Annotated in this window: 15 protein-coding genes; 6 read left to right on the top strand and 9 right to left on the bottom strand. The window is 60.3% G+C overall.

The annotated features are described in order from the left end of the window. Window positions 1–82 precede the first annotated feature (82 nt). From IPM20_13435 to IPM20_13405, 7 genes are all read right to left on the bottom strand, one after another. A complete protein-coding gene (locus tag IPM20_13435) occupies window positions 83–1,063 on the bottom strand; it encodes a peptidylprolyl isomerase (protein MBK9132618.1) in 981 nt (326 codons plus the stop codon). Window positions 1,064–1,106: 43 nt separating this feature from the next. Then, on the bottom strand, window positions 1,107–1,676 hold the full coding sequence (locus tag IPM20_13430; protein ID MBK9132617.1) for a cytochrome c3 family protein: 570 nt from the start codon (window positions 1,674–1,676) through the stop codon (window positions 1,107–1,109). Between the two features lie 452 nt (window positions 1,677–2,128). Continuing rightward, window positions 2,129–3,208 carry a porin gene (locus IPM20_13425; protein MBK9132616.1) on the bottom strand — a complete coding sequence of 360 codons (1,080 nt, stop codon included), beginning with the start codon at window positions 3,206–3,208 and terminating at the stop codon, window positions 2,129–2,131. A gap of 215 nt (window positions 3,209–3,423) precedes the next feature. Then, the gene (locus IPM20_13420; GenBank protein MBK9132615.1) at window positions 3,424–4,323 is read right to left on the bottom strand and encodes a hypothetical protein; all 900 of its coding nucleotides are present in this window, start codon (window positions 4,321–4,323) and stop codon (window positions 3,424–3,426) included. Window positions 4,324–4,672: 349 nt separating this feature from the next. Continuing rightward, window positions 4,673–5,581, bottom strand: a complete 909-nt coding sequence (locus IPM20_13415) for a hypothetical protein (GenBank protein ID MBK9132614.1) — start codon at window positions 5,579–5,581, stop codon at window positions 4,673–4,675. 644 nt (window positions 5,582–6,225) lie between these two features. Next, window positions 6,226–8,688: a heavy metal translocating P-type ATPase gene (locus IPM20_13410; protein MBK9132613.1), complete on the bottom strand. Its 2,463-nt coding sequence runs from the start codon at window positions 8,686–8,688 to the stop codon at window positions 6,226–6,228. 86 nt (window positions 8,689–8,774) lie between these two features. Next, window positions 8,775–9,263, bottom strand: a complete 489-nt coding sequence (locus tag IPM20_13405) for a hypothetical protein (GenBank protein ID MBK9132612.1) — start codon at window positions 9,261–9,263, stop codon at window positions 8,775–8,777. 382 nt (window positions 9,264–9,645) lie between these two features. Here IPM20_13405 and IPM20_13400 point away from each other — a divergent pair, with 382 nt between their 5' ends. The 6 genes from IPM20_13400 to IPM20_13375 all read left to right on the top strand — a co-directional run bounded on the left by IPM20_13400 (window position 9,646) and on the right by IPM20_13375 (window position 16,252). Beyond that, the gene (locus tag IPM20_13400) at window positions 9,646–10,011 is read left to right on the top strand and encodes a hypothetical protein (protein MBK9132611.1); all 366 of its coding nucleotides are present in this window, start codon (window positions 9,646–9,648) and stop codon (window positions 10,009–10,011) included. Between the two features lie 260 nt (window positions 10,012–10,271). Next, complete coding sequence (locus tag IPM20_13395; GenBank protein ID MBK9132610.1) at window positions 10,272–10,955, top strand: heavy metal response regulator transcription factor; 684 nt, start codon at window positions 10,272–10,274, stop codon at window positions 10,953–10,955. After that, window positions 10,955–12,358, top strand: a complete 1,404-nt coding sequence (locus IPM20_13390) for a heavy metal sensor histidine kinase (protein MBK9132609.1) — start codon at window positions 10,955–10,957, stop codon at window positions 12,356–12,358. Before IPM20_13395 ends, IPM20_13390 begins: the two co-directional genes overlap by 1 nt. Before the next feature lie 239 nt (window positions 12,359–12,597). Then, window positions 12,598–13,368 (top strand): SCO family protein, encoded by a 771-nt coding sequence (locus IPM20_13385; GenBank protein ID MBK9132608.1) that lies wholly within the window; start codon window positions 12,598–12,600, stop codon window positions 13,366–13,368. A gap of 230 nt (window positions 13,369–13,598) precedes the next feature. Next, window positions 13,599–14,516: a DMT family transporter gene (locus IPM20_13380; protein ID MBK9132607.1), complete on the top strand. Its 918-nt coding sequence runs from the start codon at window positions 13,599–13,601 to the stop codon at window positions 14,514–14,516. Window positions 14,517–14,683: 167 nt separating this feature from the next. Continuing rightward, a complete protein-coding gene (locus tag IPM20_13375) occupies window positions 14,684–16,252 on the top strand; it encodes a beta-propeller fold lactonase family protein (protein ID MBK9132606.1) in 1,569 nt (522 codons plus the stop codon). Window positions 16,253–16,530: 278 nt separating this feature from the next. Here IPM20_13375 and IPM20_13370 read toward each other — a convergent pair whose 3' ends face one another. Both IPM20_13370 and IPM20_13365 read right to left on the bottom strand, forming a co-directional pair. Continuing rightward, window positions 16,531–16,932: a hypothetical protein gene (locus IPM20_13370; GenBank protein ID MBK9132605.1), complete on the bottom strand. Its 402-nt coding sequence runs from the start codon at window positions 16,930–16,932 to the stop codon at window positions 16,531–16,533. A gap of 46 nt (window positions 16,933–16,978) precedes the next feature. Next, a partial coding sequence (locus tag IPM20_13365; protein ID MBK9132604.1) for a DUF4136 domain-containing protein occupies window positions 16,979–17,464 on the bottom strand: 486 nt, incomplete at its 5' end.

Genomic DNA, 17,464 nt, shown 5'->3' with positions numbered 1-17,464 from the left:
CTTCTTGTGTGCCGACCGCCGCGGTGCGCGGCGAGCCGGGGCGTCCGGCGGTTGCGCGTTGACGCTGCAGTTTCATCGCCGGTCAATCCCCCGCATTCAATACCGCCTCATTGATCTCGACGCCGGCGTGTCCGCGCAGGTCCGCCAGCATACCTTCCCATGCGGCTTCCTGCCGTTCCCGCTGCAACAGATCCCGCACGCGCGCCTCCGCCTGGGCGAAATCGTTCAACTGCGGCGGTACCCGCTCATCGAGACGAAATATGGCGAAACCTTGCAACAAGCGTACCGGAGCGGACAGGCCGCCGGGCGTCAGCGCGTCGATCACGCCCTGCGTCTCTTCCGAGAACATGCCACGATGCACATAACCCAGATCGCCGCCGCGCCCCGCCGAAGGATCGGCCGAATGCAGGCGGGCGAGATCGGAGAAATCCGCCCCGTCCCGCAACCGCTCCACCAGACGGGCCGCCTCCTCCCGCGCCGCCTCCCAGCTCGCGCCCGGCGCCCAGGGTTCGACCTTGAGCAGGATCATCGAGACGCGCACCCGCTCCGGCGTGGTGAACTTGTCGGGGTGGGAGCGGTAGTACTCCCGCAGTGCCGTGGAATCCCCCGCCGGCACCGCCTCCACCTGCCGCCGGAACTGCCGGATCACGCTGTCCTCCTCCAGTTGCCTGCGTCCCTCTCGCAGTGTCTCCGCGCGCACGGACTGCCAGCGCGTATCGGTCCCGAAGCGCTCGTCCAGCTCCTTGAGCTGCGCGTCGACCCATTCCCCATCGGGCTTGATGCCGCGGCGGCGGCCCTCCTGCGCCAGCAGGACACGGTCGATCAGCGACTGCGCGACCTCGCGCCGCAACGCGGCGAGTGCCTCGTCGGGCACCTGGCCGTGAAAATAACGCTGGCGTATCCCGGCCTGCAGGTGGGCCAGATATTCCTCCTCCGTTATCACCGTCCCGCCGACGGTCGCGAGCACGGCGGGAGGCGCCGTCTCCACCTCGGACGCCGGGTCCGCGCCCGCGGCGGACGCCGCCGCGATCAGGACCGCGCCCGCAACACTACGCCATGTCATCGTATAACCCATTCCGGCCACCGCGTCCGCTCCGCGGGTGACGCTACTTGTTATGACAGGTCAGGCACACCGCGCTGCCGGCGGGATCGATGCGCAGGAACGTCGGGTTATAGTCCACATGGGGATCGTGGCAGGAGGCGCATTCCACATACGGCTGCTGTTCCCCGACAAAGGCTCCCTTGGTCGCCGTGCGGGTGTAGAGCTTCATGTCGGTCTTCTCGAAGTCCGAGGTGGCGCCTTCGGTGCCGGTATTCACCCACCAGACCCGCGTCGAACCGACGATCTTGCTGTTGGCCTGGTTGAAGTCCTTGTCGCGTCCGGGGCCGAAGGGATTGGATACCGAGTAGCCGCCGCCGGCGAACTGTACCGAGATCGGGTGATCGTTGGTCAGGTCCTTGCCGAGGTTGGTGATCACCGCCGGCGGGCCGATGCGACCGTTGACGCTCGCGGCCTGGCCGCTCCAGCGGCCAGCGCTGTAGGCCCACACGTCGGCGCCCGAACCGGGCTCGTTGATCAGCGCGTCCATCGCCTGGCTGCCGTCGTGGCAGGACAGGCACGCGATGGATACCGAGCCGATCGGCTCGATCTGCGCGTCCAGCGTCGTGGTGCCCATCTGGTCGTAGGTGGAGAAACCGCCCGCCACGGGGGCGAGGTTGCGGTTCCAGATCGGCACCGCCGCGGAAGCGTCCGCGCCGTGTGGCGTGTGGCAGAAGACACAGATCTCGGAGGTGCCGCTGAAGTTGCTCGCGGCATTGATGCCGGTGCTGCCGAGATTGTGTTTGGTGTTGAATATGCCCGCGCTCGCCAGCGACACCAGCGACAGCAGAGCCCCTCCCAAGAGCAACTTCGACCATCCCTGCACGCGGATAGGGTGATGTCGTCGCATTCTTTTATCCTTGTTATACCTGATGACCGGACCCGCCGCCCGATCATGCCGGTCAGTGAACGAGTCGAAACTTTACCATATCAATTAATACTTTTCGATGGGCACGGCCCGGCGCGGGCAAGAGACACATGGACACCCCTGGCGCGCCGGAAGCGTCGAGTCGCGCCGCCCCGCGGTGCTCAGAACTCGAAGGAGAAGCGATGCACGATCCCGACGGAGAATGCATCGGTCGTGTCGCCCGCGGCCGCCACGGCGCCGGTGCCGTCGTGATCGGGCTGGAGCCCGTAATTTCCGGCGTCTTCATTCATCACCGCGGTGTAGAGCAGGTACAGCTCGGTGTGCGCCGACAGGGCGTAGTTCCCGCCGAGCGCCACGAAATGCGCGCCGCTGTCATCCGCGCTGTCCAGCGCATCGGCCAGGCCATAGGCGATCTTGTAGGTCAGATTCCCCTGGATGTGCGCCAGGCTCAGGTAATAGGCCGCGCGGCCGACTTGCTCGCCGCCGCTGGTCTCGCCGGTGCGCGCATCCTCCCAGATGAAACTCATTCGCGTGCCGCTCCCGGTCTCCCAGCCCAGGCCGAATTTTTTCGCCTTGCCGTCGTCCAGGCCCGGCCCCATCAGTTCCCCCAGGGATTCATAGGCGAAACCCATATACAAGGGTCCGCTGACGAACTCCAGCGCGGTGCTCCACGCGTCCTGACGCGATTCATCGGTGCTCAGCGGCAGATCGTCCTCGCCCGTGACGCGCGTCGAGTACGCGAGCATGAAGCGCAGGCGTTTGTCCCGCGGCGTCATGTACAGCAGGGCGTTGTCGGCGCGATTGTTGAACAGGCTCAGGCCGTCGATGCTGCCGATAACGGCGCTGTAGTCGGCGCGCGTGTCGGCGAAGACATCCAGGTCCTCGGTCGTCATGCGATAGGGGGTCGCGTGCTTGCCGATCAGCAGGCTGCCGAAGCTCGTCTCCAGGCCGGCGAAGGTATCGCGGCCCGCCCCCCAGCCACCGGCGTCGAAATCGACGGTATTCTCGGCCTGCCACAGGACCGCCATCTGATTCTGTAGCACCTCGCGCCCGCGCAGGCCGAGGTAGGAATGCCCGCTGGTCAGCGAGAAACTCCGATCCTCGTTGGCCGGATCCGGATCGTCGTTGCCGACGACATCCAGCGAGACATGGCCGACGCCGTAGATCTCGCTGGCGGCATGCGCGGCGGGGGACAGCAGCAACAGCATGGCCGCAAATGCCGGCCAGTATGATTTGTACATGCGCAACGGGCTCTCTTGCTACGAAGTGAGGCGTGAGGGGTGAGGAGTGAGGCGGACAGATTTAGTCTTGTGGTTTTCCGCCTCACTCCTCACACCTGACACTTCACGCGCCAAACTTCGCGCACTCTACCGCAATCTGCATATCGCTGCAAAAGGGCAAAAAAAGCCGGGCGCGTGACCCGGCTTCAAGTTACTGCGGTTAGATCGTCAGAGATTTAGAACGTGGCGACGAACTCGACCGTGTTGGTGTCGAAATCCGTGGTGCCGTTGTCGGTGTTGTGCAGCGACAGCGCGACCGCCAGGTTCTCCGACAGGGCATAGCTGGCATACAGCTCGGTCGCATCGACATCATCACCATCGACGAGGCTGACGCTCTCGATGCGGGCCTTGACATTGAAGCCATTGCCGAAGTCGTAGCCGCCCCAGAAGCTGTAGCCGTTGTCGAACTCGCCCGTATCGCCATCGGAGCCGGACAGGTAATCCAGACCCACGGTGAAGCCGCTGATCATGTAGGTACCGTTGATGTCCATCAGGTTGCCCACGCCGTCGCCGTCCTTGTCCTGGGTCAGCATGCCGAACTCGACGTCCAGACCTTCCATCGGCGTCGCATTGACCAGCAGGGCGACCGAATTCTTGCGTTCCCCGGTCGTCACGGAGCTGTCGTTCGCATAGCCCACCATGACATTGGCCGGGCCAACCGCACCGGACACCGCCACACCCGTCAGGGCCACCCCACCCACAGAATCGAGGACACCGAATAGCAGGCTGTTCTGGGTGAACTCCATGTCGACGGCAGCGCCGGCATCGGCCGTGATGTTGCTGTCGAACAGACCGCCACGGAACTGCCAGGCATCGTTCAGATTGTGCATGAAGTAGGCCTGACCCACTTCGAAAGAAGTGCCCGCGCCACCGGCGATGGCGACATACATGTTGTCGGTCTCGACATCGACCTCGACCTGGGGCACGGAGAACTGGCCTTCCTGGTCCTCGTCGGCCTCGTTGGTGAGCAGCCACTGCACATCGGTGAAACCGCTGACGGTCGGATCGGCGGCAAAGGCAGAACCTGCGGCGGTCAAAGGTCCTGCAAGGGCCAGTACAAGTAACTTTTTATTCATAATAATTTCTCCATTCTGATCAGAGAGTTCACATTCGAAAACACAACTTTGGTTGTTATGCAGAGGCATTTATACATCGCTTACATCAATAATTCAATATATTCATACTAATTAATTCAATTTATTTGCACAATCTGTCCGGACCTTTGCATTCGTCATCAGCACGCGGCCCCGCGCCACCCCAACCTCAGCATCGCCCTTCGCCGGAACGGCCTCAGACCCCGCGCAAACCTCGGGGCAGGCTCACCGGATACCATCACGTTTCAAGGGAACAGCACTCCTCCGCCCAAGAAAAAAAAGCCGGGCGCAAGGCCCGGCTTCGAGTTACTGCAGTACAGCGTGGTGATTCTTAGAACGTGCCGATCAGCTGCACGACGCCGGTGTCGAAATCGTCCGTACCGTTGTCGATGTTGTGCAGCGAAACCCGGACCGCGACGTTGTCGTTCATGGCGTAGCTGGCCTGGATCTCGGTCGCGTCGACATCGTCACCATCGACGATGCTGGCGCTCTCGATGCGCGCCTTCACACCGAAGCCGTTGCCGAAGTCGTAGCCGGCCCACAGGCCGTAACCGTTGTCGAACTCGCCGGTGTCGCCGTCAGCGCCGGACAGGAAGTCCGCGCCCACGGTGAAACCGCTGATCATGTAGGTGCCGTTGATGTCCGTCAGGGTACCCACGCCGCTGCCGTCCTTGTCCTGGGTCAGCACGCCGAGTTCAAGGTCCAGGCCTTCCATCGGTGAGGCGTTGACCAGCAGCATGACCGAGTTCTCGCCGTCGGTGGCGCCGCCGGGCGTCACGGAGGCGTCGTTGCCATAGCCCACGGTCACATTCGCCATGCCCAGGTCGCCGGAGACCCTGGCGCCGACCATGCTGTGTCCACCAACATCGGCCAGCACATCGAACAGCAGGCTGTGCTGAATGAACTCGCGGTCCGGGGCATTCCCCTCATCGTCCGTGAGGTGGGTGTCGAACTTACCGGCGTGCATCGCCCAGCCATTGGCGAACGCATACTTCACGAAGGCCTGGCCGACATCGAAGCCACTGGAACCCGAGTTGTGGGCGGCAACGAACAGGTTCTCCGTGTCGAAATTGACCTCGGTCTCGGGAACCGAGAACTGGCCTTCCTGGGTATCGTCGGCGTCGTTGGTCAGCAGCCAGTCGACCGCGGTATAACCACCAACGGTCACACCTTCAGCGAAGGCCGAACCCGCGGCGAACATCGCACCGGCCACGGCCATAGCAATCGTAGTTTTCTTCATTGGTTTCTCTCCCTAGTCTGATCAAACGTTCGAACGTTTTTAAGTATTCCGTTGGCCCATGCCGGGCAACGAGGCATTTTTATAACGCAGGATTTGCATCAATGCAACATGTTTTATTCAAAAATCTCGCGCATTTGCAAACTGTGTCTCATAAATGCAACGACGGAATACTGGCAGGCATGGGGACAACACCGGGTCAGCGATCAAAAATTCCGTTGGATTTAGTGCATTAGATTCCCCGTCATTTCTTCGGCGGCAAGATCATCACTAAAACGGAGCAAACTCTGATTTAGGGGTTGGCTGGTCCCATTTATGCTCATGAGAGGAGGGGATCTGCATCCCGGTAACTGTAGATATCTGGGTTAACCTTCAGGGTGAAATCGATGCACCGCTGAACAGATTCAGCACCACCGCACACCGATCTTAACCAGCCCAGGAAGGAATCCATAGCCACCAGCGTTCAGCGTCGCGTGCGCCATTGCAGGTCTTGGGGCTGTATAGAAAATCTCTCACGTCCATTCCATGCGAAACAATCAGTTATCGAAGAATGGACCATGGAATCGTTGAATGATGAAGAATGTATCCTTGTTCTAATCCTCGCCCTATTCGCGCCGGGTTCCTGCTCAATCCCGCATCCACTTTATTCACAAGCTGATGCGTCGCAAACGGAGCGCGTTAGAAATGACGGATACCGAGCTGAAGCTCATCGCCGCTGCGGCGATCATGGGTGACAGCAGCAGCCCAAAAGAGGGATACAACACCCCGGCAGCCACCGGCATACCTGCCGCATTGTATATGAATGCGAAGAACAAATTCTGACGGATATTGCGCATGGTGGCGCGCGAGAGACGGCGGGCACGCACTATGCCCCGCAGATCGCCCTTGATCAAGGTGACCCCGGCACTTTCCATGGCGACATCGGTACCGGTACCCATCGCAATGCCCACCTGGGCCTGGGCAAGGGCAGGCGCATCGTTGATGCCGTCCCCGGCCATGGCAACGATACCGCCCTCGACCTGAAGCTGCTTGACGACCTTGGCCTTTTGGTCAGGCAGCACCTCGGCCTGGATCCGGTCGATGCCCAGCTTGGCCGCGACCGCCTCGGCGGTCTTGCGGCTGTCGCCGGTCAGCATGACGATCTGGATACCCTCCTCATGCAGACAGCGGATTGCCTCTGGCGTTGTCGCTTTAACGGGATCGGCCACGCCGATCAGCCCGGCGGCCCGGTGATCAATGGCAAGAAACATCACCGATTGACCCTCGGCCCGCAGCGTATCCGCCCGCCCGGGAAGATCTCCCGCATCGATGCCGAGGTCCTGCAACAATTTGATATTGCCCAAGGCTACCTTGCGCCCAGCCACTCGGCCGGCGACGCCCTTGCCAGTAATGGAGTGAAAATCCTCCGCCGAGAACAATTCAAGACCGCGTTTTTCCGCACCGCGCACGATGGCGGCGCCAAGAGGATGCTCGCTGGCACGCTCGATGCTGGCAGCCAAACGCAGGATATCCTGCTCACCGAAGCCCACGGCCGGTGTCACGCTCACCAACTCGGGATGGCCCTCGGTGAGAGTACCGGTCTTGTCCACTACCAGGGTGTCCACCTTGCGCAGCACCTCAAGCGCTTCGGCATTCTTGAACAGCACGCCCAACATGGCGCCGCGCCCGGTACCCACCATGATGGACATGGGCGTGGCCAGCCCCAGCGCGCAGGGACAGGCAATGATGAGCACAGCCACCGCGTTAATCACCGCGTGCGCCAGGCGTGGCTCGGGTCCCCACAGATTCCAGACAATAAAGGTCAGCACGGCGGCGATCACGACCGCCGGCACGAAGTAACCCGAGACGATATCCACCAGTTTCTGGATGGGCGCGCGGGAACGCTGCGCCTCGGAGACCATTTGGACGATCCGGGCCAGCAGGGTATCGGCGCCGACCTTTTCGGCCGTCATCAGCAAGCTGCCGGTTCCATTGATGGTGGCGCCGATCACCCTGGCGCCAGCCCGCTTTTCCACCGGTATTGGTTCGCCGGTTACCATGGATTCGTCCACATGGCTCGTTCCCTCGGCTACCGTGCCGTCCACCGGCACTTTTTCGCCGGGACGGATACGCAACCGATCGCCGGGATGCACCTGCTCCAGGGGGATATCCTCTTCCAGTCCGCTCTCGCGCACGATGCGCGCCGTCTTGGGCGATAAACCCAACAGCAGTTTGATGGCGGCGTTGGTGCGGCTGCGGGCGCGCAGTTCCAGCACCTGGCCCAGCAGCACCAGGGTAGTGATCACCGCGGCAGCCTCGAAGTAGACTGGCACCACGCCCATGTCATTGACCACGGAGCGAGGGAAGATGCCCGGCGCAACGGTGGCTACTACACTGTAGATCCATGCCACCGCCACGCCGAGGCCGATGAGTGTGAACATGTTAAGGCTGAGGTTGACCAACGACTGCACGGCGCGGACGTAGAAGATCCAGCCGCCCCACAACACGACCGGGGTGGCCAAGGCCATCTCAATCCACTGGCGCCGCCCGGGGCTGATGAGTTCAGCCATCTGTTCAGGCCAGAACTCCGCGCCCATGGCACTCAGGAATACCGGCAGGGCCAGCGCGGCGCTGAACCAGAAACGGCGATTCATGTCGCGCAGTTCGGCGCTCTCCTCTTCCACCGCTGCCACGGTACGCGGCTCCAGCGCCATGCCGCACTTCGGGCAGTAGCCAGGATGGTCCTGGACCACCTCCGGGTGCATGGGGCAGGTATATTCAGTTCTCGTGGAAGGCGCAGGCGTTCCCAGCGGTTCCAGTGCCATGCCGCACTTGGGGCAACTCCCCGGACCCTGTTGCTTGATTTCGGGATGCATGGGGCAGGTATAAATAACGGATGCATCCGCCCGTTTGCGTTCAGTCGCCGCCTGATCGGAATGGCCATGCTGATGGCCAGCGTTACCGTGAGCCGGATGGAGCTCAGGCATCCCTCGCCGGGCATACTTCAATGGATCTGCCTTGAATTTATGCATGCAGCTCGCGCTGCAGAAGCGATAGCGATTGCCTTCGAACTCAACAGCGTATGCTGAGTCCGCAGAAACGCTCATGCCACAAACGGGGTCTTTTTCCATCATTTCCCAGCTTGTCCTGGATATGGCAGCGCAGAAACCTTCTCATCCCACGCAACGATTTCGTGCTTGTCAGACCACAGTCGTGACTATTTCTTTTTTCCAGCTCGACCACTACCTTCCTGCAGCATCATCTGATCCATCATCTGTTCCATCATCTGCTGCATTAAATCCATGCGCCTCTCCATCATCTGCTGGCGTCCTTCCATAGGCATTTTAGCCTCTGGCCCTGGCTTCATCTTGCTTCCATCATCATTCCGGGCCATTGAACCAGGCCCCATCATGCCGCGCATACGCCCCATCATTTCGTGCATCTGCCGCATATGCGCTTGCATCAAGTGGGCGCGCTCTTCCGGGTTATTCTCATTACGGGCACGGTCCATCGTTTCCCGCATGGCCTGCATCTGATCCTGCATCCGATCCATATCCATCATTCCATTGCCGCCCTGCATCATCATACCGGGAGGGACATCATTTCCCGACTCCGCCTCATGATGTTTGTCATCCCCCATTGCCGCCATCGACAATGCCGCTGAAACACATAACATCAATATAGGAAACCGGTACTTTCTTTCCATTTCTCGTCCTCCTCTTGTGTTATATCAGCCATCCTTCACCATCCACGCCATGAGCCTTGTCATTCACAGAGCTCCGGCATGAATAGCATTCTGATTCAGAGAATCTGACACCAACCTGACAAGGGCATTACAAAGTTGTAACGCACAATATCCATCGAATACCTATGGGGCTTGAAGCAATATTGCCTGCCCTCACTGGGGGATAATTTTCGCTTTCCCTATCATCACTCTGACTTTCGTACTCGACCCCTCGAAAGCAGGGCACCAAATCATGACAAAAATGTAATGGCGCCGTCACGCTCAGGACAGTGTGCACAAAATAGAATTTTTTATGTACGGCGCTGCAAAGCAGTTATTTTCACAAAGGAAGGAGGTGTATGTCATGAAAAAATATCTCATCTATTCAATCATCCCTGCGGCGTTGGCGTTTGGAGCCCCCAACGCAATCGCCAAGGAAATCGGTCATGACAACTGCGGCGGCACCCAAACCGTCGAAGTGCCAGGCATGGGCAATGTCAATGAAGCGGCGCTTCAGCGACACATCGATGAAACGCAGGCTCGCCTGAACAGACACGCGACGCGCGGGTATTGGCCTACCGCGCGAAATGCCAAGAGTCACTTGGAGTCCATGCAGCGCGCCATGATTCGACTGCATGATCAGATGGTTAATACTGGCTGTGCTGGCGCTGTACATGGCGCGAGCTTGAAAACCCGGATAAGCGTACTGGAAGAGCGCGCCACAAAATAGGCGCCAGCGATTCTTTTGAATCCGAGAATTATTGAGAGAAGGAGGAACCGGTATGGGCCCGGTCCCTCCTTTCTTTCTATACAATCCAGGCGCGGGATCGGATAATTGTACGAGCCGGCATGTCTCGCCGATTTCTCACATTATGGACATAATCCTCGATGCAGCCAGATAGGCCCTGTTCTTTGACCTGGATAATGCGCCGAGAATACGTGGTGACTTACCGTTGGTTCTTTCTAGCGCTAGACCTCCAATATTCATAGATGAAACTGCTTATCGTAGAGGACGAGAAAAAAATTGGCGAATACCTTCGCCAAGGGATGACCGAAGCCGGTTTCATCGTCAATCTCTCCCGTAACGGCATGGACGGTAATCACCTCGCCATGACGGAGAAATTTGACCTGATCATCCTCGATATCATGTTGCCGGATCTCGATGGCTTGCACATCCTGAAATCCCTGCGCGAGGCCGGCAATAAAGTGCCCGTACTTATTCTGACCGCGCACGGCAGTGTAGAAGACCGCGTCACCGGGCTTGAGCTCGGAGCCGACGATTACCTGGTCAAACCATTCGCATTTTCCGAGCTGTTGGCTCGAGTACGCACGCTGTTGCGCCGAGGCGCATCCCCCGTGGTTGAAACGACGCTCAGAATCTCCGATCTTGAACTTGACCTGCAAAAACATCGGGTTTCACGTGGGGGGCAGCGCATCCACCTGACTACCAAAGAATTTTCCTTGCTGGAGCTCCTGTTACGTCGTCGTGGCGAGGTATTGCCGCGATCCCTGATAGCCTCGCTTGTGTGGGATATGAACTTCGACAGCGACACCAACGTCATTGACGTCGCCATTCGGCGGTTGCGGGCAAAAATCGACGATAACTACGATCACAAGCTCATACATACAATACGCGGAATGGGATACATGATGGATTCGACGCCTGCTCCCTGATGCGCCGCCTACCCCTTTCCCTGGCATTACGTCTGACATTGCTCTTCGGTAGCGTGTCCGCTGTCGTCTTTTTTATCTTTGGATGGCTCATCCTGCACTCGATAGAAAGGCATTTCATCGAGGAAGATATGAGCGAACTCAACATCATAATGGCGGCCATCCAGAACTATCTATCTGAAGCCCGCTCACCCCAGGAACTTGTCCTGGCTGAAGACCGGTTTAACGACGTCCTGACAGGGCATCACTCTGCCTCGCTCTATATAGCCGATTCGAACGGACAAAGGATCTATACCAGCGGCGGGCCGGATCTCTCCGGCATTGTATCGAGGTTTCGCCCCGGCAACTCGGGCGACACAATACAAATTCTGAACGATGCCGAGCACAACTACAGAGTACTGACTCGCCGCATCACAAATGCTTCCATTGAAGCCATGCCATCGTACACGGCAGCCACTGCCGTCCTGATCGATTATCACCTGAAATTTCTCGAGGAATTCCATTATACGCTCTGGCTCATGATAGCAAGCAGCATTCTACTGACTGGACTGATGGGCTGGCGTGCGGTCCATTACGGTCACATCCCTCTGCGCGATATCATCACCCAGATTCGACGCATCAGTGCCAACGAACTGAATACGCGCCTGTCTCCAGAAGCGATGCCGAGCGAGCTGATCGAGCTGGCGTCGTCGTTTAATGACATGATGGAGCGCATGGAAAGCGCTTTTGGCAGACTCAAAAATTATTCTGCCGATATTGCGCATGAACTCCGCACCCCCATAACCAATCTGATGACGCAGACGCAAGTTGCGCTTACGCGCGCACGCTCCATCGATGAGTACCGAGAGGTGCTTTACTCCAACATGGAAGAATACGAACGCATGACACAGATGGTCGGCGATATGCTTTTTCTGGCGCAGGCTGAAAATGGTTTATGCGCCCCGGCCGCGGACAATGTGAATCTTGCAGATGAAGTGCGCGGACTGTTCGATTACTACGAGGCCTGGGCAGAGGAACGTGGCGTAACGCTAAACCTGGAAGGTGTGGCCTCGGCACGGGGAGATCGATTGATGCTGCGACGCGTACTGAGCAATCTATTATCCAACGCTATTCGGCATACGCCCCCAGGGCTATCTGTGCAAGTATCTCTGGATGATTCGGGAGATCATGAGGTAAATATCACCGTCGAGAATCCAGGCACGGCGATTCCTCCAGAACATATCCCCAGGATATTTGACCGGTTCTACCGCATTGATCCTTTACATCATCGGGAAAATGATGGAATCGGCCTGGGTCTCGCCATTGCCAAATCCATTGTTGACGCACATTTCGGGAAAATTGACGTGATTTCAACCCACGGGCTTACGCGATTTTACCTCATCCTTCCAAAAAGCCAGATTGCTTGATTGACGCACTCTGACCACGTTCTTCTACCTGAAGTCGCCAAATCTGAACCACCTGCGCGACCTGTTGTCGCACCCAGGCGACCCGAACGCAAGAGAAACCTCGTTTACTTGCTGTAGAACTCATTTTGGCAGGGCCTCAAAATCAGGTAGTGTTTCCTGGCGACCGGGACACAAAATCGGTTCTTTTGAATCTCAATGCCTTAAGACACATGGGCGTAAATGGCAACGCGGAGATACCCATGTGTTACAGTCTGGGCATGGAACTGTCAGCACTCCCCGGCAACGACCCGGCGGATCGCCCGGACGGATCCCGGTGGCAGATCCCGGCTCGGCAGGTCTGCCTTGCCGTGTTGTTCGCCCTCGCCGCAGGCTGCGCCGGAATCGATGCCCCGCCGCCGGGCCAGCCGGGCGCCGCTGCGCCCCTGCATCGCGAAACGCATGACGCGCTGGTCATGCCGCGAACGGGGGTGACGGTGCCGGCGCTGGATCTGGTCGATCAGCGGGGCCGGCCCTTCGACCCGGACCGCCTGCTCGGCCGCTGGACCCTGCTGATCTTCGGCTACACCCACTGTCCGGACTACTGTCCGGCCACCCTGCTGACCCTGAACCGGGCATTGCAGGCGTTCGAACGGGAGGATCCCGCCCTGTCCGCGCGACTCCAGGTGGTGCTCGTATCGGTCGATCCCTTCCGCGACACGCCGGAGGTGCTGGCGGGCTACATCAGCTATTTCAATCCCGGCTTCCTCGCCGCCACCGGCGCCCCCGCGGACCTGAAACGTCTCGTCCTGCAGCTGGGCGCGAACTACAGCTATGCCGACACCGCCAGCGGCCGCCTGATCCATGACGTCGGACGCCGGCCAGAGGGCGACTACGCGGTGAATCACGACGCCGGGCTGTTCGCCTTCGACAGGCGGGGGCGTTTCTTCGAGCGCATCGATCCCCCGCTGGACGACGAACGCCTCGCCGCCCTGCTGGCGCGGATCCAGGCGCATGACGCGCCCGGCCCCTGAACTTGACAGTCCGCCACCGGGCTTTGCTATAGTCAGAACATGTACGCACCGATGCCCACCAAGCCCGACCTCCGCAAACGACTGTGGCCCTGTCAGACATTGCCGTCCGCGGTGGACTGTCCTTATCTCTGAACTGATGCAGGAACATCCAGCAGCAACCGCGGGTCCGTGACCGCGATTGCCTCATCTCGCCTCACCCGGGCCCGCCGCCACGCACCAAAGGGGCCTATATGACACATGCCACGTTCAATCCGGATCGTCACGGCGTCCCGCTGGGGATCCTGCTCGCCGCGCTCGCGGCGATCGGTTTCTCGGGCAAGGCGATCCTCGTCAAGCTCGCCTATGCAGACGCGGTCGACCCGGTCACCCTGCTGGCGTTGCGCATGCTGTTCTCACTGCCCTTTTTCCTCGCGGCCGCCGTATGGAAGCACAACGGCGCCGACGCCCCGCCGCTGAGGCATCGAGACTACGGGGCCGTCATCCTCCTCGGGCTGATCGGCTACTATCTCTCGAGCCTGCTCGACTTCATGGGACTGCAATACATCTCGGCCGGCCTCGAACGCCTGATTCTGTTTCTGTATCCGACGCTGGTGGTATTGCTGTCGGCGGCGTTCCTGCGCCGTCCGGTCGGACTCCGCGAGGCCGTCGCCCTGCTGCTCAGCTATGGCGGCATCGCCCTCGTGTTCCTGCATGATCTCGCCCGCCAGGGCGGCGAGGGCCTGGTGCTGGGCGCGGCGCTGGTATTCGCCAGCACGCTCACCTACGCCGCCTATCTGGTGGGTATCGGGGCCGTGGTCGCGCGCCTGGGCGCGATGCGCCTCACCGCCTACGCGATGCTGGTGGCGAGCGCGGCGGTGCTGCTGCAGTTCGCCCTGACCCATCCCTGGTCGGCGCTGGCGCTGCCCGGCCGCGTCTATCTCCTCGCCCTCGCCATGGCGCTCTTTTCCACAGTGCTGCCGGTGTTCATGCTGTCGGCAAGCATCCGGATGATCGGCGCCGGCCACACCGCGCTGATCGGGTCGATCGGCCCGGTCGCGACCCTCGTGCTCGCCTACCTGTTCCTGGGGGAGCCGTTTTCGAGCCAGCAGTCCGCGGGGGCCGCGCTTGTCCTTACCGGGGTGTTGGTTATCACGATCCGGAGGCGATGAGCGAGGGAGCGGCCGATTCCGCACACCGGGCGCGCTCCCATAACTCAGCACTGTCCTATATACTTCAGGCGACCCGCGTACTGAACCAGGATGGCACCCAAACCTGCCGGCGGACGTCGTATCATACCGGCGATGGGAATTACCATCGCGAGCGGATCAGGAAAATCATGAGCCAGAGAAATATGACATTCGCGCTGATCGCGGCGACTGGCCTGGGCCTTTCGCATGCTGGCTTCGGCGCAACCGAGCCTGACAATCCGATGGAAGCCGTCGTTGTAACCGTCTCCGGCCTCAATGGTCCGGGGCTGGTCATCCAGTATGCGAGCGGGGTAACGCAGCCTATCGACGCAAACGGAGAGTTCCGCCGCTTCGGCACGCGTACAGGCGGCCTAGCCGCAGTCAGCATCCTGACACAACCGCAGGGGGCATACTGTACAGCGTCGAATACGGGTAATGGTTCAACAGCCGGAGATACCATATTCATCAATGTAGATTGCATCTCCGCACACCGTCTGGGAGGCAACGTGACTGGGTTGAGCGGCCAGGGCCTGCGCCTGCGCCGCGACGACGGAGCGAGCCTCGCGATCGCCGCCGACGGGGACTTTACCTTTCCGGGCGTGCTGCCGGCGGACCACGCCTATGAGGTTACGATCGAGGCGCAACCGGACCAATCCGTATGTGAAGTCTCCCGGGGCGTTGGTCGTATCGGTGTTGGTGACGTGAGCGATGTGGCGGTGACCTGCCGAACAACCGCCTCGGGATTCGCTTATGTCCTGAACACCGCCGCGAAGAACATCGCGATCTTCCGCATCGATGCCGGCAGCGGGAAACTGACGGCCGCGGGAAACCCGGTCCCGGCCGGGAAGGATCCGCTCTCGCTCACCATCGACCCGCTCGGGCGCTTCGCCTATGTGGCGAACTACGGCTCCAACAACATCCTGGTCTATCGCATCGACCGCGCCACCGGCGCCCTGACCGCGGCGGCGACGCCCATCGCGATGGGCGACTACCCCATCTCCATCGCACTCGACCCCGCCGGACGTTTTGCCTATGTGGCGAATTCCGGCTCCGGCAGCATCGGCGTCTATCGCGTCGACCCTTCCAGCGGCGCCCTGAGCGCCGCGGGCAACCCGGTCGCGACCGGGGCATTCCCGATCTTCATCACCCTGGACCCCGCCGGCCGCTTCGCGTACGTCGTAAATTACGGCGCGAGCACCGTAAGCAGTTACCGCGTTGACGCTGCCAGCGGAATGCTCGCCTCCTCCGCGCCCCCGGCGCAAACCGGCGCGTTTCCGTTCTCGATCACGCTGGACCCTGCGGGCCGTCATGCCTATGTCGCCAATTCCGGCGCGAACACCGTCTCCAGCTATCGGCTGGATCCCGACACCGGTGCACTGATCAGCACCGGCACGCCCGTGAAGGCGGGCGCCGATCCGCAATTCATCGGCATCGATCCCGCGGGCCGCTATGCCTACGTGACCAACTACAGCTCCAACAACATTTCCGTCTATCGCATCGACCCCGCCACCGGTGCGCTCCGATCCACCGGCGCGCCGGTCACCGCCGGTGGAATTCCGATTTCGCTCTCAATGGCCCCTGATGGAAAGTTTGCCTATGTGGCGACATTGAACGCGAAGGACAATATCTCGACCTACCGCGTCAATCCCAAGACGGGCCGGCTCGCCGCGGTGGGGACGCGCGGCGGCGCGAACTGGTTTTCATTCACCGAGCGTTAGTCTGACAGAGAGGCCGAAAATCCTGGCCGAGAGAGATCAGGCCCGAGGCTACCAGCGAATATCCGGGATCCGTCATGCATGTCCCCATCCGGCGGAACTGGAATTCCTCTCGAGATTGGCCGGCCAGGAAAACGGCGACGGCGCCCCCGCCGAGACCGTGGCCGCAGGCTTACGTGACAAAAGACCTGAAGTATTGATTCCCGACCGGCGCGGGAATGACAACCGGACGCCTGATCGAAATATGATGTCCGAGTCTGAACCAGGCCCCAGGTAAAAATCTAATCGCCGGTCTGATCGGTTTCAGACGGTGAATGGACATCACGGCCGCGGCATTCCAGATACATTGCGGGCCCGGCGCTCTTCTCGCCGGCCATTGACTCGTAGTATTCACCGGCGCCATCGTGCTTGATGAGCAATACATGGCGCAATGAATCATCTCCGGCCCCGCCATACTCCCAGATCCGGTCGAATCCCCGGGTCCTGAAGGCCGACTCATGTTCGGCTCCCGCGCTGATGACGCCGCCACGGGAATATCCCTGGTATACAACCGCCTCGAATACGATCTCGTCCCACTTGCCGTATTCCTTTTTGCATTCCCAGGCCTCGGCCAACTCGGCGCCGCACGCCAGCGGCGCGGCCAGCATCAGCGTGAGCGCGGCATACTTTTTTATCTCGATCATGCTGACGTGTCCTTCCGGGATGGATGTCCGGGCCGGGTGTACGAGGCTACTTCTCCGGAACCGGCATGGCATCCGCGCCCGCGGTCGCCGGATATCTGGCAAACAGCTCCGTAATGACGCGGTCGATGGCTGGCGCGGGATCATTCAGCGTCTCCTCGGAGAGCCGGCCCTCGGCGACGCCCTCCCATACGAGTTGCATACGCGCCGCATCCACGACATCGACATTCACGGTTCCGACCTTGTAATTGTCCACGAACACATCGGTGTCATACATCGGCCAGGCGGTGTAAAGACCCGCCCGATAGGTGTGGTATCCGCGGACGACGACGGGCGAAGACACGGCATGCACCTCGCTCTGCTGGCTGACATTCGTATTGAAATTGACCAGCAGGTCGGGGTTCTCTTCCACGTAAGCATAGCCACGGACCTCGAGCTGATGCTGGATCGACTCTTTGAACTGGGTGGTGATCAGGGTGGTGTAGCCGGCGCGATCCGTACCGGGCTCTTTTACGAAGCCAAAGGTCTTGTACGA

The sequence above is a fragment of the Gammaproteobacteria bacterium genome (genome assembly GCA_016716465.1).
In the GTDB taxonomy this organism is placed as follows: domain Bacteria; phylum Pseudomonadota; class Gammaproteobacteria; order SZUA-140; family SZUA-140; genus JADJWH01.
Note: the sequence above shows the minus strand (reverse complement) of the source record. Positions and strands in the feature narration are given on the sequence as shown.

Excerpts from the sequence above, each read along its gene's own strand:
- IPM20_13435 (MBK9132618.1), bottom strand. The coding sequence starts at position 1,063 with ATGACATGGCGTAGTGTTGCGGGCGCGGTCCTGATCGCGGCGGCGTCC.
- IPM20_13430 (MBK9132617.1), bottom strand. The coding sequence starts at position 1,676 with ATGGGCACCACGACGCTGGACGCGCAGATCGAGCCGATCGGCTCGGTA.
- IPM20_13425 (MBK9132616.1), bottom strand. The coding sequence starts at position 3,208 with ATGTACAAATCATACTGGCCGGCATTTGCGGCCATGCTGTTGCTGCTG.
- IPM20_13420 (MBK9132615.1), bottom strand. The coding sequence starts at position 4,323 with ATGAATAAAAAGTTACTTGTACTGGCCCTTGCAGGACCTTTGACCGCC.
- IPM20_13415 (MBK9132614.1), bottom strand. The coding sequence starts at position 5,581 with ATGAAGAAAACTACGATTGCTATGGCCGTGGCCGGTGCGATGTTCGCC.
- IPM20_13410 (MBK9132613.1), bottom strand. The coding sequence starts at position 8,688 with ATGGAAAAAGACCCCGTTTGTGGCATGAGCGTTTCTGCGGACTCAGCA.
- IPM20_13405 (MBK9132612.1), bottom strand. The coding sequence starts at position 9,263 with ATGGAAAGAAAGTACCGGTTTCCTATATTGATGTTATGTGTTTCAGCG.
- IPM20_13400 (MBK9132611.1), top strand. The coding sequence starts at position 9,646 with ATGAAAAAATATCTCATCTATTCAATCATCCCTGCGGCGTTGGCGTTT.
- IPM20_13395 (MBK9132610.1), top strand. The coding sequence starts at position 10,272 with ATGAAACTGCTTATCGTAGAGGACGAGAAAAAAATTGGCGAATACCTT.
- IPM20_13390 (MBK9132609.1), top strand. The coding sequence starts at position 10,955 with ATGCGCCGCCTACCCCTTTCCCTGGCATTACGTCTGACATTGCTCTTC.
- IPM20_13385 (MBK9132608.1), top strand. The coding sequence starts at position 12,598 with ATGTGTTACAGTCTGGGCATGGAACTGTCAGCACTCCCCGGCAACGAC.
- IPM20_13380 (MBK9132607.1), top strand. The coding sequence starts at position 13,599 with ATGACACATGCCACGTTCAATCCGGATCGTCACGGCGTCCCGCTGGGG.
- IPM20_13375 (MBK9132606.1), top strand. The coding sequence starts at position 14,684 with ATGAGCCAGAGAAATATGACATTCGCGCTGATCGCGGCGACTGGCCTG.
- IPM20_13370 (MBK9132605.1), bottom strand. The coding sequence starts at position 16,932 with ATGATCGAGATAAAAAAGTATGCCGCGCTCACGCTGATGCTGGCCGCG.